Genomic DNA, 25,000 nt, shown 5'->3' with positions numbered 1-25,000 from the left:
AATTGACTCAATTTGCTATAGGACAATGGGTGTGGTCTCAGGCCCATCAGCAAGCTGGGAAAGTAATTGAACACTATTCACTTTGGGATGAAGATTTATATTGGATATGGTTAACCCAAAGTGATTGTGTTGTAAAACTTTCTTTAAGAGAACTTCAACCCATAGTTTATGGAAAGAAAATTTCACCTGCATATATTACTTATGTAGCAGCAGCAAGTAAGATTGAGAATATTCAAAACGACGACATACTATTTGCTCCTATAACTAGTAAGGTGATTCCATTACCGCATCAGCTGAAATGTTTAAATCGTATTTTGAGTGGACTTAGTCAAAATCAGAGCGTTCGTTATCTTTTAGCAGATGAGGTGGGTTTAGGAAAAACGATTGAAGCGGGCCTCATAATGCGCGAACTGAAACTGCGTGGTTTAGTTAAGCGTATTTTGGTTGTTGCTCCTAAAGGACTAGTTACTCAGTGGTTAAGTGAAATGATGAATCATTTCAATGAAATATTTCATCTTATTTCACCAATGACTGCTGATGACGTAGAGGGAAATATATGGCTTCAATATGATCAAGTCATTTGTTCTATGGACTCCATTAAACCAATAGAAAAAAGAAGAGGGTGGAGCTTAGATAAAATCAATCAGTATAATCAGCAAAGATATGAGGGTGTCATATCTGCAGGATGGGATTTAATTATTGTGGATGAATCGCATCGGTTACAAGGAAGTACGGATACGGTCGCACGTTATAAATTAGGTCAAGGACTATCTGAAGCAGCTCCTTATTTTCTATTACTATCTGCAACGCCACATCAAGGAAAAACGGATGGGTTTTATCGATTAATGTCTCTATTGGATCGAGACAATTTTCCTGACATTACAAGTGTAAATCAGGAACGAGTAAAACCTTACGTCATTCGGACAGAAAAAAGACACGCTATAGATAGTGAAGGTCATGCTTTATTTCAACCTAGATATACTGAACTTAAAAGTGTGGCATGGAAACCCCAGTATCAAATTCAAAAAGCACTTTATGATGCCGTCACTGAATATGTCCGAGAGGGATACAATCAGGCAATACAAACTAAGCAAAATGCTATTGGATTTCTGATGATACTGATGCAACGTCTAGTTGTGTCTAGTCCATCCGCAATTCAAATGGCTTTAGAGAGGCGGTTAGCTGTACTCAATAAACCAACCATTGTTCAACAGGAGAGTCTGTTGAACATTGAAGAATGGGAAGATTTAGATGGTCAGCAACAAGTAGATGCTCTATTCAATCATAAAGAATTAGCTCGGCGAAGTAAGGCGCTGAAAAATGAGCAACAGGAGGTTGAGTATTTATTATCTTTGGCAAATCAGTGTGTTAATCAAAGAATAGATGCTAAAGCTGATGCTTTATTGGAGTTAATAATCTTACTTCAGCGAGAGGAAAATGACCCTAATCTAAAAATTCTCATTTTTACGGAATTTGTGACTACTCAGGTTGCATTAGCTGATTTTCTTAAAGATAGAGGTATATCAGTTGCAATGTTAAATGGTTCCATGAGTATGGAACAACGTAAACAAGTTCAGCAAGATTTCAGATCTCATTGTCGCATATTAATTTCGACTGATGCTGGAGGAGAGGGATTAAATTTACAATTCTGTCATGTCATTGTTAATTATGACATACCATGGAATCCTATGAGGCTGGAACAACGAATTGGCCGAGTTGACCGGATTGGCCAAAAACATGTGGTTCGTGCTATTAATTTGGTATTTGAAGATACTGTGGAACATCGTGTCCGTGAGGTATTAGAAGAAAAACTTAATATTATACTAGAGGAGTTTGGCGTAGATAAAACGGGCGATGTTCTTGATTCTGCACAAGCTAGTCAATTATTTGATCAAATTTATACTACTGCTATTCAGCATCCTGAATCGATTGATCAAGAAATTGTGAAAGCTTTGGAAGAAATTCGTGAACAAGCAAAAATAAGTCAACAGAGTAAAATACTATGTTCTGATGATACACCGATTGATATCCATCAAGTGGATCAAATAAAAAATCATCCTCTTTCGTTTTGGATAGAGCGAATGGTTTTAAGCTATTTGGAACAATATGATTCTAAAAACATCAAACAAATTGATAACTTAATTTGGCAACTAAATTGGCCTGATGGAGAGATTTGGAAAAGTTGTACATTCCAAATAGATCATGAGAATAAACAAGAAACGAAGTTTATCGGGTTAGATGAACCTAGAATTAAGAAGCTAATTAAAAATATACCATTCTGGGTAAAAGACCAAAAAATTCCTTCTATAACAATAGCTTCGATACCTCAGACAGTAAATGGGGTTTGGTCATTATGGAAGATAAGTATTGACTCTGAATTGCATGAGAATCGCAAAGATATTTATTTACCAATATATACGGATTTAGAAGGTAAGAACTATTCTGCAACAGCAAAAAGAATTTGGGAGGCGCTATTATCTAATGATATTCATATCGACTCACAATTATCAGATAACCTCGATAGTAAATTACAAAATAGGAGCGATGACACAATTCTATACGATAAACAGAAACTGGAAGCAGTAAAGGAAGGTAAGAAATTATTTGAGGCATTAAAAAATAAATATCAGGAACAGGTAATAAAAGAGAAAGAAAAAAAAGGATATGCCTTTTTAGTACGACGCAGAGCATTAGAACGTATTGGTTTGCCAGAAGTACGAAATTATCGGTTGCAACTACTTGAAAAAGAATTCAGTGAATGGCAAAAAAAATTTACTGTTCTGAAATCTATAAGTCCTGATTTACGTGCTGTGTTGATATTAAAAGTAATACCTATGAGGTCTGAGAGTGTTTAATAATTATTATGAACAAGGGGATTGGCGCGATAGTATTTTGGATGAATTACAACCTGGATTAGCAAAAATTTTTATTGTTGAAGACCCAGACAACTTGATGGTTGAGCCAGGTATTCAAAAAATACTTGCTTCCAGAGATTATGACTATTATCACTATGATAATAGTATTGCGCTACGTTACTTCTATGAAACAAAATTTATGATAGATAGTTGTGAAAGCAAACGTGTAAATTCCAAAACTTTAGTGATTAGTTTAAACAAAAATAGTTCTAGTGCTCGTGAGCTACCCTTTGATATTTATAATAATGCAAAAATTGTTTCCCTATCTTTGAGGGATAGTTTTCCTGATATTTGTTCAGATGTTTTGAATCAACTTGAATCAGAAGAACTCGACATATTATATAAAGCACTTATTGAATACACGCCTGGACAATTAGGAAATATTGCAAGTTTGGACTTTGTGTTGCGTCATGTATATCAAGTTGCTCCCGAGATAGTCAAAACATCATCAGATTTACTGAGAATATTACTAAGTTTAAATTATCGGGATATTGCTTTGCCTCAAATATTAAGAGATAGATTAATCTCAATATTTAAGAAGCGAAAAGAATTTACTGACTGGCCATTAATAGAAATTCTGAGTAATAAAAAGTCATTTTATGATTTTTTACAGAATAAGTGGTCTGATTATGTACAAACTATTGTAAAAGAGAAAAATGAATCAAGAAATCAATTTACGAATGAATTAATTCACCATAATACAATTTTGGAAGATAGGACATTATTACCTTTTGGTCATGATGATGTTCGAATTTACATTAAAAATTGTTTTATAGAAGGTCTATTAAAGCCAATTGCAGTGTCGAATCCAGAAATACTCAAAGATCACTGGTGCCTGATAGGTGTAAAAACAAATACAGATAGAGACAAGAAATTAAAAGCTGACGAACTATTTGAACTTTGTCATAAGACGATTCCTAACCAAAGTGATAGGCATCAAATGTGGTATCAATTTTCTAAGCGTTGGGCGGAACTGCTTAATCTGTATTATTTTGAACCAAGATTCTTTGATAAAATAGAAATTAAAACATTTCAAAATTTAATTGATCAACGTTTTTTAGAGTGGATGTTAGTAAATTATAGTGGATTGCTGAATCACCCACCTTCACCTCCAGCAATGTTGCATCATGTTCCAAAGCATATGGCTCGAGAGCTGAGTCAAGATTCTAATAAAAAAGTTGCCTTAATCGTTATAGATGGACTAGCTCTAGATCAATGGATAACTATACGAGATGAGCTTAATCTCAATGTAGCGATTAAGGAGTCATGTGTATTTGCTTGGGTACCAACAGTGACATCAGTATCACGCCAAGCATTATTCTCTGCCAAAGCCCCATTTCACTTTAGTAATTCAATTTTCACCACTAGTTCAGAATATAAATTATGGAAAAATTTCTGGCTTGAACAGGGACTAATTGAAACGCAAATCTTTTATGAAAAAAACTTAGGATTGGACAATCTTGACGTATTGATTGATAAATTGTGTGATCATCGTTTACGTGCCATAGGTCTGGTTATTAATACCGTAGATGACATGATGCACGGAATGAAATTGGGTTCTATTGGTATGCATAATCAAATTAAAATATGGGCAAAAAGAGGGTATCTTAATTGTTTGATTAGTAAGTTAAATGAACTAGGTTTTTCAATTTATATAACTGCTGATCATGGAAATGTAGAGGCAATTGGAACTGGTAAGGTTAATGAAGGCTCGATTGCAGAATCCCGTGGAGAGAGAACTAGAATATATAAAACAGAAGCTTTAAGGGCTGATATTTTTCAGAAATACAATCAATCACGCGATGTTGTAGAATGGCCTCTATTAGGACTTCCTTCAAATTTTTGTCCTATTGTTTCAACAGGGCGTAATGCTTTTGTCTCAATAGGTGAAAGTATAGTTGGGCATGGTGGAGTGACAATTGAGGAGGTGATTGTGCCTTATATCAGAATATCGAGTAGTTAATGAGTGTAAAGAAAAAACAACCTTTAATTGGATTTGAGCGATATGTCTCACTGGATTGGCTTGACCAAACTGCGAAGTGGGTTATTGAAGGAAAAGCCCCTAAAGATATTCATATGTTGATTGATGATTATCTGGCTCCTTATATTCAAGGTGATACTAGTAAGCGAAAAACTAAAAATGTCTTATCAGGTGTATGGATTAAGAGTGATGGTGTTAATCCAAAATTTAAAGCTGATGCGAAGCAACTTTATATTCAAGCAAATAATAATGAGAGAACAGTGATCCATTATGGGCTCATGATTTCGAGTTATCCATTCTTTTACTCGCTATGTCGTACCTTAGGACGATTGTTTAAATTACAAGATGAAATTTCTAATGAAGAGTTTTATCGTCGAGTAATTGAATTACATGGTGATAGAGATAGTATAAAAAGAGCAGCTGCACGGTTTCTCCAAAGTTTAAGCCAATGGAATATATTAGATTGTTCAGATAAAGCTAAAGTAAAATCTTTAGCAAAAATTAAGTTACACGATCCGGTGTTTGCTACTTGGCTATGTGAGTCTGTAATGTACTCTAATCAAAGAGAAACCATTTCACTGAACGAGTTACTTGCGGATCCAGCTTTTTTTTGTTTCGAATTACCACATGGCGCATTTCAGATCAATCGATCAGAAAGGTTTGAAATTGTGCATCAAGGCGTACATGAAACTATTTTGAAATTGCATTTTGATTAATAGTAAAAGAAGAAGGCCTTATAGCCATCTTCTTTATATTTTATGGGTAAATATTGGATGTTTATTTGTGAGTTTCTTTTAATATCTTGCTGTTAATTATAAAAAAATAATGTCAGTTCAACTGCCACCATCTCAAAATGATAGTAAAAGAAAAAAGATTGTAGCAGGTGTTAGATACAAATGGATTCATAGAGGAAAATATGGATACTAGATCTTACTCAGATATGGCTACAGCTATTCAAAGGTTAAAACTTGATACAAGCAAAGACTTGGACAATTTAGAGTCATTGAAAATTAAATAGCTAATCGAAATACCAGTCTGCTTTTGTCTTCTGAAAAGAGTTGAATAAGCTGGAACTGTCCAATTTAAACCCGATAATTTATAGTTTAATAAGACTATGCAAAAATCCTGCGACCATACGCAAAGAAAGTCGAAATAGAAATTTTATGCTAAAACAGCATTGAATCGCTGTATCTGAGTAAGTTTGATTTCGATCTTGTTTGCCTTTTTGCTAGGTATACCATGTGAAAAACATATGAAGAAAAAAGCCATTTTGAAGATGGCTTGTTTATCAATTTAAACAACAGAAATGATGAATTAAATATAAACAAACTTAGAAATCTGTCTTGCGTAGTCCACCACTGTTTCAGCCACTTCACCACGAAATTCCTGTTCAGTATAAGTACTGAGTGGGCAACTGACAGAGAGTACCGCAGCCACTTCTTGGCTGGATTGACTATAAATAGGCGCAGCACAAGCGGCCATATCTGTATTGAAATGCCCCCAACTGACAGCAAATGACATTTTACGTACTTCATTTAAACGGGCAAGTAATGAATTGAGATCGCTAGGTGTTCGTTCAGAGAATACTTTCCAGTCATTCATATTTTCATAACGTTTAATAACTTCTGCTTCAGGGAGCTGTGACAAAATCAATTGACCGATGACCGTCGCGTGTGCAGGCCAGCGTGTGCCGATATGTACAGTGCTAGTGAATGGGCCAATCGATTGCACATTGCTAATAAAGACTACATCAGTGTCTTCTAATACAGATAAATGTACTGCAATTTTAATGTGATCCCGCAACGTGCGCATAATAGGTGTAGCCAAATCAGTTAAAGAAGATTTAGATAGGCTGTTAAAACCTAGTTCCATCACATTACTGTTCAACGCATAGGCCTTTTGCGACATTTTTCTTAAATAGCCACAATGTTCTAAAGTATGAATTAGACGGAAGGCACTAGAACGGTTGACCTCAATTTTTTCCGCTATTTCAGAAATAGTCATTTCCTGATGATGTTGATCAAATAACTTTAAAATTGCTAACCCTCGGATCAAACCTGGAACTAGATAACGTTCATCATTACTAGTTTCCGCTTCTTGCTCTACTGGGGCAGCTGTATTAATTGAATTCATTTGCCAAGCTCATCTTTGATTAAGTTTATACCTAATTTAGCTATTTTAGCGAGCAAAAAACAAGATAACAATGTTTATATATAAAACATTTATTTTTAAATAAAACATTGCAAAATGTGTTTTTTTAATATGTATATGAAAAATATAAATTTATAAAAATTGACAATTAAATCGGTCACAGACTATTCTATTCAAATAGTTTTAAATATTAAATATTGTTTTGTATATAAAACATGGAAGATGAGCACATGAACTGGATATCTGTTTGTAACGTGAGTGATGTTGCTGAGGAAGAACCTAAAGCGGTTGAAATCGAAGACAAAAAGATTGGTGTCTTTGTGATCGAGGAAAATTACTTCGCGGTTGAAAATGTATGCCCACATGCATTCGCACTGCTAACTGAAGGCTTCATTGAAGGACTCACAGTTGAATGCCCACTGCACGAAGCGATTTTCAATTTAGAAACTGGTGCATTGGAAAGTGGCCCAGGATGCAGAGATTTATGTACTTACCCAATACGAGTTGAGAACGGTGAAGTTCAGATTCAATTCTAAGGGCTAAGAAAGAAAGGGAAGATTTCACATGAAAGAATTTAATGAAAAACTTACAAGATGGATTAATGCAGTTCCTTCTACTGATGCAGGCATCAACAATATTCAAATTCCGGGCAAGGTCGAGCACTTGGTTTGGCAAAACCGCAGCTATGCACCTAGCCAGTACGAATTGGATTTAGTACAGCATCTCATTCAAGCCTTTAGCAATGATGTGACAGAGCTAGATGCTTTAACCGATGCTTTAAATCAGCAAGGGTTTAGAACAGTGGCAGGCGATGTATGGACTACTGAAAGCTTCTCGAAAGAGATGCAGCGTCTAGGCTACTAAGAAAAGGATTTCATTATGACTACAGAAATGAATTTAGAACAATATTTGGATCTCGGTCTGCGTGATCAGTGGTATCCCGTATTGGCAAGTTGGGAAGTGGGTTCAAATCCAGTCGGGATTACTCGTTTAGGCGAAAACATTGTGGTATGGCGCGATGATCAAGGTGCTGTACATGCTTTAGAAGACCGCTGTCCGCACCGCGGCGCACGTTTGTCACTGGGCTGGAACCTCGGAAACCGCGTTGCTTGCTGGTATCACGGTGTGGAAGTGCGTCACGATGGCGTGGTGGAAGATGTGCCTGCAGTGCATGATTGCCCGCTCAAAGGCAGTGACTGCGTGAAGTCTTATCAAGTCAAAGAAATGCATGATGCGATTTTTATTTGGTTCGGAATTGATGATAAAGAAGCACCAGTAGAATTAAGCTTGCCAGAACAGCTTGCCAGCGAAGAATGGAGTTCATTCCTGTGTATGGCAGATTGGAAAGTCAATCATCAGTATGCGATTGATAACGTGATGGATCCAATGCATGGCACTTACCTGCACTGCACATCACACTCGATGGCGGAAGGTGAGCGCACAGCTGAAATGAAACACCGCGCAACCAAAGAAGGCTTTATCTTCGAAAAAGAGGGTCAAACCGGTGTGAACTTTGATTGGGTGGAATACGGTCAGACCGGCGCTGCATGGCTGCGTTTATCGATTCCATACCGTAAAGAATTTGGTCCAGGCGGCGTATTCTGGATTGTCGGCTTTGCAACCCCAATTGATGCGGAAAACACCCGTGTATTCTTCTGGCGCTGCCGTAAAGTTTCTGGCTGGCAACGGAATGTGTGGCGTTTCATGTACCGTAACTATTTGGAAAAATTGCATTGGGACGTACTCGAACAAGACCGTATTATTTTGGAAAACATGGCGCCAAATGCACGCCAGCATGAATTCCTGTATCAGCACGATGTTGGTCTTTCACGCCTGCGTCGCATGATGAAAAAAGAAGCAGAAAAGCAAATCAAGAAAATTACGGCGATGCGTGCTGAAGCGCAAGACGATAACCGTATTGAAATGAAGGATGCTGCCAATGGTTAGCCTGCAAATTTTAGCCGGCAAACGCATTCTGATCACCGGTGCGGCACGCGGCTTAGGACGGGATTTTGCACAGGCTGCAGCTGAGGCAGGCGCTGTGGTAGTCATGGCAGATATCTTGGCGGATTTAGTTTATAAAGAAGCGCAGGCCTTGGCAAAAAACGGCTTGAAAGTTTCATCGGTGATGATGGACCTCAGGGATAAACAATCTATTCAAAACGCGGTGCAAATTGCAGTCGATATTTTGGGCGGATTAGATGGCTTAATTAATTGTGCAGCGCTGGCAACAGGTGTTGGCGGTGTGGATATGATGGGCTATGACGAAGCGCTTTGGGATCGTGTCATGACGGTCAATGTCAAAGGCACATGGTTGGTTTCACAAGCCTGTGTCCCGCATTTAAAGGCTTCAGGTGAAGGAAAGATCATCAATATTGCCTCAGACACCGCTTTATGGGGTGCACCAAAGTTGATGGCTTATGTAGCCAGTAAAGGTGCCATTATCTCCATGACCCGTTCGATGGCCAGTGAATTAGGCCCAGATAATATTTGTGTCAACACCATCAGCCCGGGGCTGACTTTAGTTGAAGCGACAGAATATGTGCCGCAATCACGTCATGACTTATACGTTAATGGAAGAGCAATACAGCGTCAGCAGCTTCCACAGGATATTAACGGTACAGCGATTTATCTGCTTTCAGATCTATCGTCTTTTGTCACCGGGCAGAATATTCCTGTGAACGGCGGTTTTGTATTTAATTAAGGAGCGAGACATGATTACAGGAATTGAAGTCCTTAAATTTGGTGTCGAAAACCGCCAAGAGGCGAAAACCTTTTTAGCTGATTTTGGCTTAAAAGCTGTTGACTCTGATATTGATGGCGCAGATTTATATCAAACTCAAAATGGCAGCAAAATTTATCTGTTTGATCTTGCTGATATACGTTTGCCCGCAGCCATTGAAGCCGGTTCAACACTGCGTGAAGTGACATGGGGCGTTGAAAATAAGCAGGATTTTGAAACCTTGGCGGCTAATTTAGCCAATGAGCCGGGCTTTAGCCGTTCAGCAGAACGTGTGCAGTGTCTTGACCCAAATGGTATGACCATTGTATTTGAAAAAAGTATAACTCATGCATTGCCGCAAGCGAAAACCGAAGGCATTAATCAATTTGGTAATATCCAGCGCGTGAATGCAGCCAGTCCTGTGTATGAAAAAGCAGAACCTGTGGCGATTGGCCATGTGGTATTTTTCACACCGGATTTGGAAACCACACAAGCGTTTTATATTGAAAAAGTCGGCTTCCATTTATCCGATGCTTACCGTAAGCGCGGTGCATTTTTACGCTGCAGTGGTGAGGGTTTTCACCATGATTTATTCCTGCTTTCGATTCCGAATAAGCCTGCTGGCTTAAACCATGTGGCTTTTGTGGTGCGTGATATTCATGAAGTGATTGGCGGCGGTTTAAGCATGAACCGTCAAGACTGGTCGACTTTTATTGGTCCCGGTCGACATCCAATTTCATCGGCGTATTTCTGGTATGTCAACTCACCATTGGGCGGTGCTTTTGAGTACTACACCAATGATGATTATTTGACAGAAGAGTGGCAGCCACGTGAAGAAGAACATAGTTTGGAGCTGTTTACTGAGTGGGCAATTGAAGGCGGTTTAGATCATGAAACCCGCCGTCAGATTAAACCCGCTTAAAGCCCAATCAGGATAAGGAGATCAGCATGGACAGGATTGTAATTGTGGGTGCAGGGCAAGCCGCAGGCTGGGCAGTGCATACGCTGCGCCGTCAAGGTTTTGGCGGTGAAATTCATGTGGTATCCAATGAAGATCAGGTCTTCTATGAGCGTCCGCCATTGTCAAAGCAAGTACTGTCGCAGGAAGCGGCAGTTGAAAGCTTGAATTTATTTTCTGCCGATCAGGTCAATGATTTTTCAGTGACTTGGCATAAGCCAGATCACGCTGTAAAACTGGATAAGGCGGATAAAACCGTACATTTGGAAAGCGGAAAAATCCTACCTTATGACAAGCTGCTCATTGCGACAGGCAGCCGTGCGCGTATTCCTGTTTCTGCGTGGTCTAGCATGCACAACGTGTACACCATGCGCGACATTAAAGACTGCCAAAAATTGGCTGAAAAATTTAAGTCGGCAGAGCACATTGCAGTGATTGGCGGCGGCTGGATTGGTCTTGAAATTGCAGCCACTGCACGCAAGCAGGGCAAGCACGTTGAAATTTTTGAATACGGTTCACGTCTTTGCGCACGCAGTGTGAGTCCTGAAGTCTCAGATTATTTAAAGCAATTGCATGAAGATGCGGGCACGGCCACTCATCTTAATGCCACCAAGCTGCATTTGATCGAAACAGCTGATCAGAAAGTTGAAGTTTTTGATGCGGATATTAAATTAAAGCAGTTTGATTGTGTGGTGGTGGGTGCAGGTGCGGAAATTGCAAAGGAATTGGCTGCTTTAGCTGAACTAGAAGTTAAAGATGGCATTGTGGTAAATGAATTTGGCCAAACATCCGATGCCGATATTTATGCTGCAGGCGATGTGGCGATTCATCCATCACTCGGATACTGCATTCAGTCTTGGGCGAATGCGCAAAATCAAGCTATTTCTGCAGCTAAATCAATGTTGGGTGAGATGACGGCCTATCAGGATATCCCTTGGTTATGGTCAGATCAGTATCAATGTAACATTCAGATTTTAGGGACTTATCAGCCTGAAAAAACTCATCAGGTGGTGATCCGTCAAACCTCAGATACACAGATCAGCTTTTTCTATTTAGATGAACAGAATCAATTGCTGAATATGATTGCAGTGAATGATTCAAAATTAATCAAACTGGCAAAACGATGGATGGCCAGCCAGCGCGAATTGGATCCAGCTCAATTGCAAGATCCAGACTTTAATTTAATGAAATTGAAGTAAGCATTTAAAACAATATCAGCCCATGAATGAAAGGATTTACCCATGGATAATGATGCAAAAACAGGATTAAAGCATTGGACACCCGCGATCATTTTAATGATCTGCGTGGTACTGGCTTTCTTTGACAAAATCAGTATTGCTGTCTTGTTTTCAGATGAGACCTTCCAAAATGCGATGGGCATTGGACAAGACAAGGCTAAACTGGGCTGGCTGATGACCAGTTTCCTGTTGGCTTATGGCTTTTCATCAATGTTTTTAAGCTTTTTAGGCGACATTTTCTGCCCTAAAAAAATGCTGTTTTGGAGTGTGACGTCTTGGGGCCTATTGATGTTCTTGATGGGTTTCACGACAGATTATTCCACGATGATGACGCTGCGTGTACTGCTCGGTTTGGCAGAAGGCCCATTATTTGCATTGGCTTATACCATTGTGAAACAAACCTATACCGACCGGCAGCAAGCGCGCGCTTCGACCATGTTCCTGCTCGGGACCCCAATTGGCGCATTCCTAGGCTTCCCGATAACGGCATTTGTTTTGGCGCACTATGACTGGCACACCACGTTCTTTGTTATGGGGGCATTGACCTTCATTGTATTGATACTGATTGTGTATGGCCTGCGTAACTTACAGCTGAAACGTACCGTGGATTTGGAAGGCGTTGGCAAACGCGTAAATTTCAAAACGCATTTGAGCAATACCAAAAGCTTGCTGGGCAATGGTTCTTTTTGGCTGCTATGCATTTTTAATATCGCTTTGATGACCTATTTATGGGGTCTAAACAGTTGGGTGCCGTCTTATCTGATTCAAGATAAAGGCTTCAACTTAAAAGAGTTTGGCATTTATTCAAGTCTGCCATTTATTGCCATGTTGATTGGTGAAGTGGCTGGTGCATTCCTTTCAGACAAACTAGGCAAACGGGCAATTCAGGTCAGCGGCGGTTTACTGATTGCAGGCATCTTTATGTATGTGATGGTCATTGCGAAAGATCCAATGCTAGTGATTTTAGCCATGTCTTTAAGTGCAATGGCTTGGGGTTTTGGTGTCGCGGCAGTGTTTGCACTGTTGGCACGCATTACTTCAGCAGATGTTGGTGCAACCGCAGGCGGTATTTTTAATGGATTAGGTAACTTTGCTAGCGCAGCAGCGCCTGTAATTATTGGCGCAATCGTGATGCAAACTGGCAGTTTTAATATTGGTATTACGTTCTTGGCAGCCGTTGCCGTGATTGGTTCCTTCTTCTTGGCACCATTACTAAAACGCTACTGATGTTTAAGCGCACTGATTCAAGCGCCGTTTGATGCGGCAAAGAAACAGTACAGCGCACATTAATTTGCCGTGATTCAGACAGCTTAAGCCAAAGGATCACGGACTAACCAAACCTCAATGAGGACACAGCATAGCTTTAAACAAGAGCTTGAATGCTGCAAAAGGAGAAATTCATGTCTGCACAACAATTTGAAACTTGGACACAGCCTGAAGGTCAATCATTAGAAGACTGGATTGGCGGACGCATAGCTCGCTTTGAAACACGTCAATACGATTTTGATGCACTCAAATTTCAAGCGGATTACGACCCGAAATACCGCCGTGCGCAAATGCGTTATATGGGAACAGGCGCTACAGGCGTAGCAAACGATGGCAATACTGTTCCTGCAGAAAACTTTACGTTTTCAACCATGGTGCTACCGCCGCAATGTGAAGGCCCACTGCATATCCATCACGATGTAGAAGAAGTGTTCTTCATGCTGCGCGGTGAAATTGATTTGTTTATTGAACATGACGGTCAGAAGTTTTCAACCCGCTTAAAAGAGCGTGACTTGATTTCAATTCCACCGGGTATCTACCGTGGTTTGTTTAATCCAGGAACAGAAGATGCCTTGATGTGTGTGATGTTAGGTACGGGCAAACCGACCATTCCGAACTATCCGCCTGAACACCCGTTGTCTCAAATCAAGCGTTAATTTTTAGGAAGTGAAGTGATGACTTTAATTGATCAATTGGCACAGTTTGAATTGAAAACCGTTCAATTTGATGGTGTGCAGCAATCTTACCGCGAAGCGGGTAAAGGTAAAACATTGGTGCTGTTACACGGCATCAGTTCTGGCTCAGGTTCTTGGGTCAAGCAGCTGCAAGATTTAAGTCATCATTTTCATGTGATTGCATGGGATGCACCGGGCTATGGGCAATCGGATCGTTTAGCTGCGCAGCCTAATGCAGAAGATTATGCCAAACGTTTAAAAGGCATGTTGGATGCTTTAGGGCTTAACTTAGGTTCGGGGCAGGGTCAAAACAAAATTATTTTGGTTGGCCACTCTTTGGGTGCAATGCAGGCTGCGGCCTTTAATGCGCTTTATCCAGAGGTTATAGAGGCTTTAGTTATTGCTAATGTAGCGCAGGGTTACAAAGACAGTGATGCGCAGAAGCAGCAAGATGTTTTTGAAAAGCGTCCAAAAATGCTGCAAACACTGGGTGCTTCAGGTATGGCGCAATCACGCGGACCGCACCTAGTGGTCAATGCTTCAGCCGAAGTGCTGGCACTGATTGATGCAGTGATGCAAAACATCGATTTACAAGGTTTTACTGATGCTTCGTACCTCCTGGCCTACGATGCAATTCAAAGTTATTTACTGCCAGCACAACAACATGTACATGTCATCAAAGGCATGGTGGATGGCATTACCCCACCGCAAGATATTCAAGCATTGGCGGATCAGTTCCAGCTGAAGCCATGCTACGAAATTGTCGCTGCAGGCCATTTAAGTTATCTGGACCAAGCAGAGCAATTTAACCAAATTTTATTGTCGCTTAATGACGCACGGATGTGAGATAGGAAAATGAGCTTCCAATTAGAAGGCAAAAAAGCAGTAGTCACCGGTGGCTCGTCTGGCATTGGCCTGGCAACGGTAGAGCTTTTGATCGCGGAAGGTGCACACGTCGCATGGTGTGGCCGTGATGAACAGCGTTTGAATGAATCAAAAGCGCACATTTTATTGCGCTACCCAAATGCCAAAGTTTTGACTGTAACTTGCAACGTTTTAGACAAAGTTGATGTTCAAAAATTTGCCGATCAAGTGCAAAACGAATTTGGCGGCGTCGATATTTTAATTAATAACGCAGGCCAAGGCCGTGTTTCAAATTTTGAAAATACAGCTGATGAAGATTGGCTGAAAGAAGTGGAGTTGAAGTATTTCAGCGTGCTGCACCCGATCCGCGCATTTTTGCCGGCCTTGCAGCAGTCCAATCATGCATCGATTACCAACGTGAATTCTTTACTCGCGCTGCAGCCAGAACCGCACATGATTGCGACGTCATCTGCACGTGCAGCATTGCTGAATTTAACTCACTCATTGGCGCATGAATTCTCTAAATACGGTGTTCGTGTGAACTCAATTTTATTGGGCATGGTGGAATCTGCACAGTGGAAACGCCGTTTTGCAATGCGTTCAGATCAAGAACAAAGCTGGGAAGAGTGGATTGGCAATATTGCCAAAAAACGTGGCATTCCAATGGAACGTTTGGGTAAGCCAGAAGAACCAGCGCGCGCTTTAGTGTTCTTGGCATCACCAATGGCATCGTACACCACAGGCTCAGCCATTGATGTGTCTGGCGGCTTTAACAAGCATTTATAAGGTGAGCGTATGAAACAGCTGATGATGATTGGTTTTGGCGCAATGGCAAACGAAGTTCGTACCCATTTGCCTAAAGACCTTGAGTTGAAATGGGTGGTGGTGCCTGAGCGCAGTATTGAAAGCGTACGGCAAGAAGTGGCTGCTGATGTTCAAGTCATTGCCGATATTGATGATTGCAAGGGTACTCCAGATTACGTGATTGAAGTGGCGGGTCAGGCTGCAGTGAAAGAACATGCAGCAAAAGTACTGGCAAAGGGCTGGAACATCGGTTTGATCTCCGTCGGCACATTGGCCGACAGCACTTTCTTTGAACAACTGCAAAACACGGCTGAGCAGTCTGGCGCGCATATCCATTTACTGGCAGGCGCAATTGCAGGCATTGATGGTATTTCGGCTGCCAAAGAAGGCGGCTTGGAAAAAGTTACTTATAAAGGTTGCAAGAGCCCAAACAGCTGGCGCGGCAGTTATGCAGAAAAATTGATTGATCTCGATCAAGTGACAGAAGCTACGGTTTTTTATACTGGCACAGCACGTGAAGCAGCGCTGTATTTTCCAGCCAATGCCAATGTCGCGGCGACTATTGCGCTGGCAGGCATTGGTTTAGATGAAACCATGGTTGAATTGATGGTTGATCCGAACATTAGCCAAAACAAACATACCATTATTGCCCAAGGGCGGTTTGGCCAAATGAGTATTGAAATGATGGGGGTGCCTTTGGAAAGCAATCCAAAGACCTCCACATTGGCAGCATTGAGCGTCATCCGTGCGTGCAGAAACAGCGTAGATGCGATTCAGATTTAAAGGGATTGGGTGAATGTCATGGTAAAAGAAATTTATATTGCAGGTGAATGGCGTTTAGGCCGCGGCAACGTGATTCAAAGTGTTTTTCCCGCAGACAATTCAGTCAATGCGGAAATTTCAACCGCAACGTTGGAAGATGTGGAAGAAGCGATTACAAAGGCCGATCAAGCTTGGCGTAAGCCTGAGTGGCGCAACTCTTTGCCGCATGAGCGCGCAAAAATTTTATACCGCGTTGCAGATATTATTGAGGCTCGTGCAGATGAATTGTCTAAACTGCAAACCCGTGACAATGGCAAGCCTTTAGCGGAAACACGTGCCTTGGTCATGAGTGCAGCAGCAACGGCGCGTTTTAATGCGGCAGCATGCGAAACTTTTAGTGAGGAATTGACTACACAGCGTGCACAAGATTTCTTGACCATGAGCGTGCATGAACCTGTAGGGGTAGTCGCAGCCATCACTCCTTGGAATTCTCCAATTGCCAGTGAAGTGCAAAAATTGGCGCCAGCCATTGCAGCCGGCAACGCGGTGATTTTAAAGCCAGCCGAAGCGACGTCATTGATTGCCTTGGAACTGGCCAAAATTTTTGAAGAAGCTGGCTTGCCGAAAGGCATTCTGAGTGTGCTGGTTGGGCGCGGTTCAGTGATTGGCGATGCCATCGCTCAGCATCCATTGGTACGCAAAATTTCGTTTACAGGCGGTACATCAACTGGCCGTCACTTGGCGCATATTGCAGCTGAAAAGCTGATTACAACATCGTTAGAATTAGGTGGAAAATCGCCAACGATTGTCCTGCCAGATGCAGATCTTGAAATTGCAGCCAAAGGCATTGTTTACGGTATTTTCAGTTCAGCAGGTCAAGCGTGTATCGCAGGTTCGCGTCTGTTTATTCACGCTTCAATTTATGACGAATTTTTAAAACGGTTAGTAGAAATCACTGAAGGCTTACGTGTAGGGCATCCTGAACAGCCCAATGTGCATATGGGCTCATTGATTAACCAAAAACATTTGGAATCTGTACACCGTTATGTGGAATTAGCAAAAGCCGAAGGCGGTACAGTGGTGACCGGCGGTGAAGCAATTACAGACGGCGAATTTGCCAAAGGCAGTTTTTATAAGCCAACCATTATTACGGGTTTGAGCAACAGCGCACAAACTTGCCAAGAAGAAATTTTTGGCCCTGTACTAGTGGTCATGCCATACGACAACGAAAAAGATTTATTTGAACAAGCCAACGATAGCTGTTTTGGTTTAGCGGCAGGCATTTGGACAGAAAGCTACCGTAAAGCATGGAAAATTGCCCGCTTGCTGGAAGTCGGTACGGTATGGATTAACACCTATAAAAAATTCTCCATCAGCGCGCCATTTGGCGGCTTTAAAGACAGCGGTATTGGCCGTGAAAAAGGTCGCCTCGGCATCCTGTCTTATATGCAGCAAAAAAGTATTTATCTGGGTTTAAACGAGCAAGCCAATCCATGGTCGGACTAGCAGCTGAACACCCATAAACAACGAATTGAAAAAATTAAGGAAAGAACAATGACTGAACGTGTAAATGTAGGCGAAGCAATCGCTCGAGTATTAGAACAGCATAATGTAGATAGTATGTATGGCGTGATTTCGATTCACAACTTACCTATTGCCGATGCTGTTGGCCGCCGTGAAAAAATGCGTTTTGTAGCCGCACGAGGTGAAGCTGGTTCTGTCACTATGGCAGATGCACATGCGCGTTTTAAAGGTTTAGGTGTAGCATTGACCAGTACGGGTGCAGGTGCTGGTAATGCAGTGGGCTCACTCATTGAGGCAATGAATGCTGGCAGTCCAGTATTGCATTTAACCGGTCAAGTAGAACGTGAATATTTAGACCGCGATGCCAGCTTCATTCATGAAACTAAAGACCAGTTAACCTTTTTAAAAGCATCAAGCAAAGCAGCTTTTCGTATTACTAACCCGGACAATGCAGTAGGTGTAATTCGTGAAGCGATTCGCGTTGCAACTACTGTTCCTATGGGTCCAGTGAGTGTGGAAATTCCAATTGATGTGCAAGCTACTGAGATTGATTTACCAGCCAATCTTGGTCCAGTAAAAGCCATGCAATTGCCGCAAGCGGATGATGTTGAAATTGACATGATTGCAGATGCATTGAAGAATGCTAAACGTCCATTACTTTGGATTGGTGGCGGAACTTTAAATGCTGTTGCGGAAGTGAAAGCGCTTGCTGACTTGGGTATTCCAGTGGTGTCTTCAACTCATGCTCGCGGTGTATTGGCAGATGACCACCCACGCAGCTTACGTGCATTTCATAACTCTGTAGCCGTTGAAAAACTGATGAAAGAGGCGGATTTATTCATTGTTGCGGGTTCACGTCTACGCAGTAATGAAACCAAAACCTATTCGGTAGAGTTCCCTGAAAATATTATTCAAATTGATGCCAATCCAGTTGCGCAGCAGCGGAACTATAAGGTTTCACAATTTGTCTGTGCAGATACCAAAGATACCTTTGCACGTGTGATTAGCTCACTGAATGGCGCAAGCAAAGTTGATGCTGCCTATGATGCAGACATCAAAGCTGCGCGTGAACATGCAGTGGATGCACTGCGTACGCAAATGGATCAATACGCATTGATTTGTGATCACCTACGCGCTGCATTACCAGAAGACGGTATTTTTGTTCGTGACATCACCATGTCAGGCAGTACATGGGGTAGCCGTTTATTCCCTGTACAAACACCGAATAAAAACATTCACTCATTGGCTGGTGCAATTGGCCTTGGTCTTGCACATGCGATTGGTTCATCTATTGCCAATCCTGACAAAAAAGTTGTGGGCTTAGTGGGTGATGGCGGCTTGATGCTGGGTATTGGTGAAATTGCCACGATGGCACAAGAAAATACCGACATGGTGCTAATGGTAATGAATGACGGTGGTTATGGCGTCATGCGCGGCATTCAAAATAACTACTTTGGTGGTCGTCAATACTTTAACGAACTGCATACACCAGACTACCGTTTATTGGGCGAGTCGATGGGGGTAAAGAGCTGGAAAGTAGGTAGCGCAGAAGAGTTTAAAACCGCAATTCAAGAAGCCATGGATCTGAACGGTCCTGCAGTCATTGAACTGGATATGAATGCCATTGGTCCGTTGAAATTTGCAGGTCCACCACAGAAAAAATTGTACTGATTCATCCCAATAGGATCAATAAAAATTTAGCGCAAGATTTAAAGCAATATTGCTTTAAAAAATATTTAGAACAATGCAATGGTGCAATTTCCCAACAGGGGGATTGCACTCAGCTTTCGTTAAAGGATTACAGACCTCGGTACAGTAGACCGAGGTAAAACAAAAAGGTGAGTGGATATGCAAACAAGGATTGAGCATGATTTACTGGGAGCTAAAGAAGTACCATATAGTGCTTATTATGGCATTCATACCCAAAGAGCATTAGAGAATTTTAAAATTTCCAATTTAACGGTTGGGCAATCACTGCATTTTATCCGCGCTTTAGGTTTTGTGAAAAAAGCTGCAGCACAAAGTAATTTTTATTATGAAAAAATCACTGAGCAGCAGCTGAATGCGATTGAATATGCAGCCGATCAGCTGATTGAACAGCCGCAGCAATGGGCGGCGTCATTTCCAATTGATGGCTATCAAGGCGGGGCGGGTACATCGGTTAATATGAACTGCAATGAAGTCATTGCCAATATCGGTTTGGAATACTTAGGTGAGCAAAAGGGCAACTATGCGATTTTGCATCCGAATGATCATGTCAATAAATCACAATCAACCAACGATGTCTATCCGACAGCATTGCGAATCAGCCTGTATCACCGCATTGACGATTTACTGCTGGCGTTGGGCAAATTGATTCATACCATTCGAGGTAAGGCTGCAGATTTTAAATATGTGCTGAAAATGGGCCGAACTCAGCTACAAGATGCCGTACCGATGACCATGGGACAAGAGTTTCAGGCTTTTGCAACCTTGTTGCATGAAGATATGAAGCTGATTAAGCAAATCCGTGAATTCTTGCTGGAAATTAATTTAGGTGCGACCGCGATTGGTACAGGTGTGAATACACCAGATGGTTATGCATATTACATTACAGATCGTTTAAGTGAGCTGACCGGATTGCCGTTAAAAGGTGCAGAAGACTATGTCGAAGCGACCAGCGATTGCGGCGTATTCATTTTAATCTCAAGTACTTTAAAACGTTTGGCATGCAAATTATCTAAAATTTGCAACGATTTGCGCTTACTCAGTTCAGGCCCGCGTACTGGATTGGCTGAAATACGCTTGCCGGAATTGCAAGCCGGCTCATCGATTATGCCAGCCAAAGTCAATCCAGTGATTCCTGAAGTGGTGAACCAAATTGCCTTTAAAGTCATGGGCAATGATTTAACTATTAGCATGGCGGCCGAAGCAGGACAGCTGCAGCTGAATGTAATGGAACCCGTGATTGCTTTGTCGCTGAATGAGTCGATTGAGCTGCTGCAGCATGGCATCAGTAGTTTGGATGAAAAATGCTTTGCAGGCATTGCGGTAAATGAACAGCAAGCATATGACATGGTGATGCGCAGTGTAGGGATTGTGACCTTGCTTGATCCGATCCTTGGGCATGAGCGCTGTGATGCTATTGGCAAACAATGTATCGCCGAAAATAAGACTATTCAAGACGTTGTATTGTCTCAAGGATTGATGACAGAAGACGAGCTGAAACAGGTCTTTTCATTTGAAAATTTAATTTCGGAAGTTCGCAGCATCGAAGCGCCGCTACAGGACATTGCTTAATCGCAAATCAAAGTTCGTGCCGGTGAAACTAAATTTTTTAGCTGAAATTTATTACAAACAAAGTTTTGTATACAAAATATAAAAATAGGGAAATGAAATGAATAAAACCATATTAACAGCAGCAGTTATGTTGTCTTTGAGCGCAGCTATCGTTAGTGTCCAAGCCAAAGATGATCCATTGGAATGGAAAAGCGAAGATGGTACACAGTCATTGAAAGTGGGTGGAGTCTTACGTTTCAATCATCGTTATGAACAGTGGGATGCCAGTCTTAACCGCGGTGTAGGAAAACTAGATTTTGATATTTTCCGTTTAGATTTAAAAGGTAAATCTGATGATGCTTACTTGAATGCCAGCTATCTTGTGCAAGATCAGGAAAAAACCTCCATTGAAAAGGCATATGTAGGCTACAACCTGAACAAGAATAACAGCATTGAAGCGGGTTTTGTCTATAAACCTTTTGCGCTTTATCCTTATCCACAAAATGGCTGGACTTACCACATTCCGTTCTTTTTAGGTTATGGCAACAATGCCGCGCCTGGAGTGAACTGGAATTACAATAATCCTGAGTGGGATATTAAAGTTGGTTATTACCCGCGCATGTTGGAAACCAATCTGCGTTACTCACCAGAAGCTGCAACCTATGATGATCTTTCAGAAAATCATTTGCCTTTCCAAGCGGCCTATCAAAACGAAAAGCAGAATCAGCTGAATACGCGTATTGTGCGTAAATTTGGCGATGAGAAAATCGGTAAACATGAAATTGGCTTATCGGGTTCTGTAGCTCAGTTGCATAATAAAACTACGCGCGATGATGGGAGTTATTATGCAGCGGGTTTACATACTAACAGCAATTATCAGCGCTGGAATTTGCAGTCCTCCATGATTCATTATCAATATGACGCTGAAAATCCAGAAGGTGTAAATAACGATATGACGCTGATGGGGGCAAATGGTTTAACGCCAGCATATTTTATTGCCTCAGAGGGTACAGTTGCCAGTCTAAATTTAGCCTATACTTTGCCAGTACAGAATATGGGGAAATTAAAAGCTATTCGTTTTTATAATGATTACAGCTATTTAGACAAAGAGCGCAGTGACTGGGCAGCATCGCAAATGAATACTACAGGAGCGATGTTTATTGCTTCACCGTTTATGGTTTGGGCGGATTATACTTGGGGTAAAAATGCCAATATTATTGGCGGTGCAACTAATGGTACAGGATTTACTTCAGCAACATCGGAAAATAGTGAAAAATGGATGTACCGAGTGAATTTAAACATTGGTTTTAGCTTTTAAGTTAAAGTGATTATTTTAAATAAAATCAGTCATTTATTAAGAGTAAGTAAAGGAGTTAACTCCTTTACTTAAATACCTAGAACAATCTGATATGGTTTAAATCCTTCTAGTACAGCATCTGCGACCAATTGAATAAAAAGCTCAGTCTTTCCATAAGCCATCCATTGATCCAAAGCCTTGTAATAAGCCAATCGATTTTCTACAGTGATGACACAAGGTGGGTAACCAGCTTTTAGCAATTCTAGATTCATCAAAAGACGTGATGTGCGACCATTGCCATCAATAAACGGATGAATACCTACAAAATCAGCATGTACTTTAGCTGCACGTTCAATGGGATGAAGTTTATGTGCTTCCAAATTATACCAATCGACAAGTTGAGCCATCTTGTCATTCAATAATGTATAGTCGGGTGGGGCAGTAGTAGCACCTGAAATCAATACGTTTTGCTGGCGATAACGTCCTGCATTGTCATCATCAATATTTTTTAGAATGAGCTGGTGGATATTTCGAATCTGCCATTCAGAAAAATGTTCTTCCTTTCTAATAATGTCTTCAACGTAATAAATGGCATTTCTATGGTTAATTGCCTCGAAATGTTCTCGTAATGCTTTGCCACCAACAGTTATGCCTTCTAGTACAACTTTAGTTTCTAATAGAGTAAGTGTATTGCCTTCAATAGCATTGGAATGATAAGTCCATCGTACAATAAGGTCTTCTTGTAAATTTTTTACTATTGCTGGTGATAGGGGACGATGCTGATCTAATTTATTTTTTAAATCATCAATAATTTCAAACATTAGCTTGTCCCTGAATATGTCTAAAAGAATGATACATCAAAAAAGAAAATCAAAGAAATGATATGTTATAGTATAGCATTTTGTAGTGTGCTCGATGTTGGTATAATCAGTACGCCATTTCAAATCCTGAATTCGGATTTGAACAAGAATTTAAAGTGATTCAATGTACTAAATCTAATTTGGGTCAAAATTGGGTCAGTAAATTTTTTTATTCAATAAAATAGCTTTAGAATGAATAGGTTATAATTTGAGTTCAATTGACGCCACCTCCACCAAATACTTAACTTTATATGACTCAACATGACGAAATATAAAGTGGAAAGGCTTGATTCTAAAGGAATCAGGCCTTTTTTCTTGCCTGAACATAACCAAATATAACTAGCTATAGTGTACATGCACCGTGTACACTGCCTTGTACATTGCATAATTTATTGAACTCACGGGTGTACAAGCTCATGAAAAGAACCGATATAAAACGTCGTCCTTTATCCGATACCGTTTTAGCCAATCTCGAAACAGAATCAAAAGAATACCGAGAGCTTGACGGCGAAGGCTTATATTTTCGTGTAAAGCCTGATGGCAAAAAGGCTTGGTTATTCAGATATAAAAAAGCAGATGGAAAATGGTCATGGCTAGGTATTGGAACTTATCCTGAACTTTCAGGAGCAGGCGCTCGTAAAAAAGCCAGAGAGATAGTTAAGGATATTTCACACGGTGACAATCCAATCATTACCAAGCAGGAAAGAAAACGACAAGAACTAGAGCAGAATAATGCCACCTTTGAAGTATTGGCTCGTGAATGGCTGGATACCAAAGTAAACGCTTGGGTAAACGACACCATGACTCGAAATAAAGGTGCATTAGAGAAACATATATTCCCAGTTTTTGGTAAACGCTTGTACACCACAATTAAACCGATTGAATGGATGAATCATTTGAAAGGTATTCAGCAAGAGCAGGGCATATATGAGCAGGTAAACCGAGTTCGTGCCATGTGCCGTGACATATACGATTATGCAAAAGTCACAGGCCGTATTGACTACAATCCTTTAGAGGGATTGCAGAAGTATTTACAGCAAGGCAAAAAAGAGAATATGGCACATGTTAGTGAGAGTGAACTCCCTGCATTGCTACGAGCAATTAATAATTACCCAACTTTAGATATTCGTATTGGATTGCAATTGTTAAGCATGTTGTTTTGTCGTCCTAGTGAGTTAAGAGGGGCAACATGGGATGAATTTGATCTAGAACAAGGTCTATGGAATATCCCTGAGCAACGGATGAAAAAACGCCGTGAGCATGTTGTTCCATTGCCAATTCAAGCAATTGAGCTACTAAAAGAATTAAAAAGTTATACAACTAATTCTGATTATTTATTTCCAAGCCGGTCTGATAAGAGTAAGCCAAAATCTGATACTGTTTTTATTATGGCTTTACGCCGTATGGGGTATGAGGGTAGACAGACACCGCATGGATTTAGGCATATTGCTAGTACGTTATTAAATAATCGTGGTTTTGATGAACGGCATATTGAGTCTGCTTTGGCGCATGTGAAAGATGGCGTAGCAGGGGTATATAACAAGGCGCAATATTTGCAAGACCGTAAGCAGATGATGCAGTGGTATGCGAATTATTTAGAGCAAATCGCAGATCAGAGCATTATTAAGTTTAAGAAAGCAGAGTGAATTTTCACAACAACTACTAAAAGATAATGTAAGAAATTTTAAATATCCAAAGTTGATGAAGTAATAATTGATCATCAAAT

Annotated in this window: 21 protein-coding genes and 1 pseudogene; 19 read left to right on the top strand and 3 right to left on the bottom strand. The window is 40.8% G+C overall.

The features are described from left to right. Positions 1-2: 2 nt before the first annotated feature. From FTU44_RS05450 to FTU44_RS05440, 3 genes are read left to right on the top strand one after another with little or no spacing between them, the layout of a single operon-like run. On the top strand, positions 3-2,855 hold the full coding sequence (locus FTU44_RS05450) for a DEAD/DEAH box helicase (RefSeq protein WP_180049755.1): 2,853 nt from the start codon (positions 3-5) through the stop codon (positions 2,853-2,855). Next, on the top strand, positions 2,848-4,878 hold the full coding sequence (pglZ, locus tag FTU44_RS05445; RefSeq protein ID WP_180049753.1) for a BREX-3 system phosphatase PglZ: 2,031 nt from the start codon (positions 2,848-2,850) through the stop codon (positions 4,876-4,878). The genes FTU44_RS05450 and pglZ overlap by 8 nt, the downstream gene beginning before the upstream one ends. Further along, positions 4,878-5,612, top strand: coding sequence for a hypothetical protein (locus FTU44_RS05440; RefSeq protein WP_180049751.1), 735 nt, complete (start codon positions 4,878-4,880; stop codon positions 5,610-5,612). The genes pglZ and FTU44_RS05440 overlap by 1 nt, the downstream gene beginning before the upstream one ends. Before the next feature lie 298 nt (positions 5,613-5,910). On the opposite strand, the pseudogene FTU44_RS05435 reads toward FTU44_RS05440, so the two are convergent. After that, a pseudogene (locus tag FTU44_RS05435) lies at positions 5,911-6,121 on the bottom strand (transposase); the annotation flags it as partial. Between the two features lie 89 nt (positions 6,122-6,210). Next, a complete protein-coding gene (locus tag FTU44_RS05430; protein WP_180049749.1) occupies positions 6,211-7,029 on the bottom strand; it encodes an IclR family transcriptional regulator in 819 nt (272 codons plus the stop codon). A 248-nt stretch (positions 7,030-7,277) separates the two neighbouring features. Between FTU44_RS05430 and FTU44_RS05425 the strand changes: the two genes are divergently transcribed. From FTU44_RS05425 to FTU44_RS05355, 15 genes are all read left to right on the top strand, one after another. Then, positions 7,278-7,583 (top strand): non-heme iron oxygenase ferredoxin subunit, encoded by a 306-nt coding sequence (locus tag FTU44_RS05425; RefSeq protein ID WP_071850195.1) that lies wholly within the window; start codon positions 7,278-7,280, stop codon positions 7,581-7,583. Between the two features lie 28 nt (positions 7,584-7,611). Next, complete coding sequence (locus tag FTU44_RS05420) at positions 7,612-7,911, top strand: recombinase-like helix-turn-helix domain-containing protein (RefSeq protein WP_071850194.1); 300 nt, start codon at positions 7,612-7,614, stop codon at positions 7,909-7,911. A gap of 15 nt (positions 7,912-7,926) precedes the next feature. Then, positions 7,927-8,994, top strand: a complete 1,068-nt coding sequence (locus FTU44_RS05415) for an aromatic ring-hydroxylating dioxygenase subunit alpha (RefSeq protein WP_180049748.1) — start codon at positions 7,927-7,929, stop codon at positions 8,992-8,994. Further along, positions 8,987-9,751 carry an SDR family oxidoreductase gene (locus FTU44_RS05410; RefSeq protein WP_180049746.1) on the top strand — a complete coding sequence of 255 codons (765 nt, stop codon included), beginning with the start codon at positions 8,987-8,989 and terminating at the stop codon, positions 9,749-9,751. The genes FTU44_RS05415 and FTU44_RS05410 overlap by 8 nt, the downstream gene beginning before the upstream one ends. Before the next feature lie 10 nt (positions 9,752-9,761). Continuing rightward, positions 9,762-10,691, top strand: coding sequence for a VOC family protein (locus tag FTU44_RS05405; RefSeq protein ID WP_071850191.1), 930 nt, complete (start codon positions 9,762-9,764; stop codon positions 10,689-10,691). Positions 10,692-10,717: 26 nt separating this feature from the next. Then, positions 10,718-11,926, top strand: a complete 1,209-nt coding sequence (locus FTU44_RS05400; RefSeq protein WP_180049744.1) for an NAD(P)/FAD-dependent oxidoreductase — start codon at positions 10,718-10,720, stop codon at positions 11,924-11,926. 42 nt (positions 11,927-11,968) lie between these two features. After that, the gene (locus FTU44_RS05395; protein ID WP_071850189.1) at positions 11,969-13,192 is read left to right on the top strand and encodes an MFS transporter; all 1,224 of its coding nucleotides are present in this window, start codon (positions 11,969-11,971) and stop codon (positions 13,190-13,192) included. Positions 13,193-13,365: 173 nt separating this feature from the next. Beyond that, positions 13,366-13,887: a cupin domain-containing protein gene (locus tag FTU44_RS05390; RefSeq protein ID WP_180049742.1), complete on the top strand. Its 522-nt coding sequence runs from the start codon at positions 13,366-13,368 to the stop codon at positions 13,885-13,887. A gap of 15 nt (positions 13,888-13,902) precedes the next feature. Beyond that, entirely contained in the window at positions 13,903-14,751 is an 849-nt protein-coding gene (locus tag FTU44_RS05385; protein ID WP_071850187.1) for an alpha/beta fold hydrolase, read from the top strand. Between the two features lie 9 nt (positions 14,752-14,760). Beyond that, positions 14,761-15,555, top strand: coding sequence for an SDR family oxidoreductase (locus FTU44_RS05380; RefSeq protein ID WP_180049740.1), 795 nt, complete (start codon positions 14,761-14,763; stop codon positions 15,553-15,555). A 9-nt stretch (positions 15,556-15,564) separates the two neighbouring features. Next, positions 15,565-16,356 carry an aspartate dehydrogenase gene (locus FTU44_RS05375; RefSeq protein ID WP_071850185.1) on the top strand — a complete coding sequence of 264 codons (792 nt, stop codon included), beginning with the start codon at positions 15,565-15,567 and terminating at the stop codon, positions 16,354-16,356. Positions 16,357-16,374: 18 nt separating this feature from the next. Further along, positions 16,375-17,841 (top strand): aldehyde dehydrogenase, encoded by a 1,467-nt coding sequence (locus FTU44_RS05370; RefSeq protein WP_071850184.1) that lies wholly within the window; start codon positions 16,375-16,377, stop codon positions 17,839-17,841. Between the two features lie 48 nt (positions 17,842-17,889). Further along, positions 17,890-19,530 (top strand): thiamine pyrophosphate-binding protein, encoded by a 1,641-nt coding sequence (locus tag FTU44_RS05365; protein ID WP_180049739.1) that lies wholly within the window; start codon positions 17,890-17,892, stop codon positions 19,528-19,530. 177 nt (positions 19,531-19,707) lie between these two features. Further along, entirely contained in the window at positions 19,708-21,138 is a 1,431-nt protein-coding gene (locus FTU44_RS05360; RefSeq protein ID WP_071850182.1) for an aspartate ammonia-lyase, read from the top strand. A 97-nt stretch (positions 21,139-21,235) separates the two neighbouring features. Further along, entirely contained in the window at positions 21,236-22,435 is a 1,200-nt protein-coding gene (locus FTU44_RS05355) for a hypothetical protein (RefSeq protein WP_218949965.1), read from the top strand. 68 nt (positions 22,436-22,503) lie between these two features. Here the strand turns inward: FTU44_RS05355 and FTU44_RS05350 are convergent, their stop codons facing one another. Continuing rightward, positions 22,504-23,235, bottom strand: a complete 732-nt coding sequence (locus tag FTU44_RS05350; RefSeq protein WP_180049737.1) for a Fic family protein — start codon at positions 23,233-23,235, stop codon at positions 22,504-22,506. A 455-nt stretch (positions 23,236-23,690) separates the two neighbouring features. On the opposite strand from FTU44_RS05350, the gene FTU44_RS05345 reads away from it, so the two are divergent. Next, entirely contained in the window at positions 23,691-24,920 is a 1,230-nt protein-coding gene (locus FTU44_RS05345) for a tyrosine-type recombinase/integrase (protein WP_100354869.1), read from the top strand. Positions 24,921-25,000: the final 80 nt, after the last annotated feature.

Origin of the sequence: Acinetobacter sp. YH12105 (genome assembly GCF_013419095.1) — a bacterium.
Taxonomy (GTDB): Bacteria; Pseudomonadota; Gammaproteobacteria; order Pseudomonadales; family Moraxellaceae; genus Acinetobacter; species Acinetobacter pseudolwoffii.
This window is presented reverse-complemented; position numbering and strand designations above follow the sequence as displayed.

Excerpts from the sequence above, each read along its gene's own strand:
- FTU44_RS05405 (WP_071850191.1), top strand. The coding sequence starts at position 9,762 with ATGATTACAGGAATTGAAGTCCTTAAATTTGGTGTCGAAAACCGCCAA.
- FTU44_RS05390 (WP_180049742.1), top strand. The coding sequence starts at position 13,366 with ATGTCTGCACAACAATTTGAAACTTGGACACAGCCTGAAGGTCAATCA.
- FTU44_RS05420 (WP_071850194.1), top strand. The coding sequence starts at position 7,612 with ATGAAAGAATTTAATGAAAAACTTACAAGATGGATTAATGCAGTTCCT.
- FTU44_RS05400 (WP_180049744.1), top strand. The coding sequence starts at position 10,718 with ATGGACAGGATTGTAATTGTGGGTGCAGGGCAAGCCGCAGGCTGGGCA.
- FTU44_RS05395 (WP_071850189.1), top strand. The coding sequence starts at position 11,969 with ATGGATAATGATGCAAAAACAGGATTAAAGCATTGGACACCCGCGATC.
- FTU44_RS05440 (WP_180049751.1), top strand. The coding sequence starts at position 4,878 with ATGAGTGTAAAGAAAAAACAACCTTTAATTGGATTTGAGCGATATGTC.
- FTU44_RS05345 (WP_100354869.1), top strand. The coding sequence starts at position 23,691 with ATGAAAAGAACCGATATAAAACGTCGTCCTTTATCCGATACCGTTTTA.
- FTU44_RS05375 (WP_071850185.1), top strand. The coding sequence starts at position 15,565 with ATGAAACAGCTGATGATGATTGGTTTTGGCGCAATGGCAAACGAAGTT.
- FTU44_RS05370 (WP_071850184.1), top strand. The coding sequence starts at position 16,375 with ATGGTAAAAGAAATTTATATTGCAGGTGAATGGCGTTTAGGCCGCGGC.
- FTU44_RS05350 (WP_180049737.1), bottom strand. The coding sequence starts at position 23,235 with ATGTTTGAAATTATTGATGATTTAAAAAATAAATTAGATCAGCATCGT.
- FTU44_RS05365 (WP_180049739.1), top strand. The coding sequence starts at position 17,890 with ATGACTGAACGTGTAAATGTAGGCGAAGCAATCGCTCGAGTATTAGAA.
- FTU44_RS05430 (WP_180049749.1), bottom strand. The coding sequence starts at position 7,029 with ATGAATTCAATTAATACAGCTGCCCCAGTAGAGCAAGAAGCGGAAACT.
- FTU44_RS05355 (WP_218949965.1), top strand. The coding sequence starts at position 21,236 with ATGAATAAAACCATATTAACAGCAGCAGTTATGTTGTCTTTGAGCGCA.
- FTU44_RS05380 (WP_180049740.1), top strand. The coding sequence starts at position 14,761 with ATGAGCTTCCAATTAGAAGGCAAAAAAGCAGTAGTCACCGGTGGCTCG.
- FTU44_RS05410 (WP_180049746.1), top strand. The coding sequence starts at position 8,987 with ATGGTTAGCCTGCAAATTTTAGCCGGCAAACGCATTCTGATCACCGGT.
- FTU44_RS05415 (WP_180049748.1), top strand. The coding sequence starts at position 7,927 with ATGACTACAGAAATGAATTTAGAACAATATTTGGATCTCGGTCTGCGT.
- FTU44_RS05425 (WP_071850195.1), top strand. The coding sequence starts at position 7,278 with ATGAACTGGATATCTGTTTGTAACGTGAGTGATGTTGCTGAGGAAGAA.
- FTU44_RS05360 (WP_071850182.1), top strand. The coding sequence starts at position 19,708 with ATGCAAACAAGGATTGAGCATGATTTACTGGGAGCTAAAGAAGTACCA.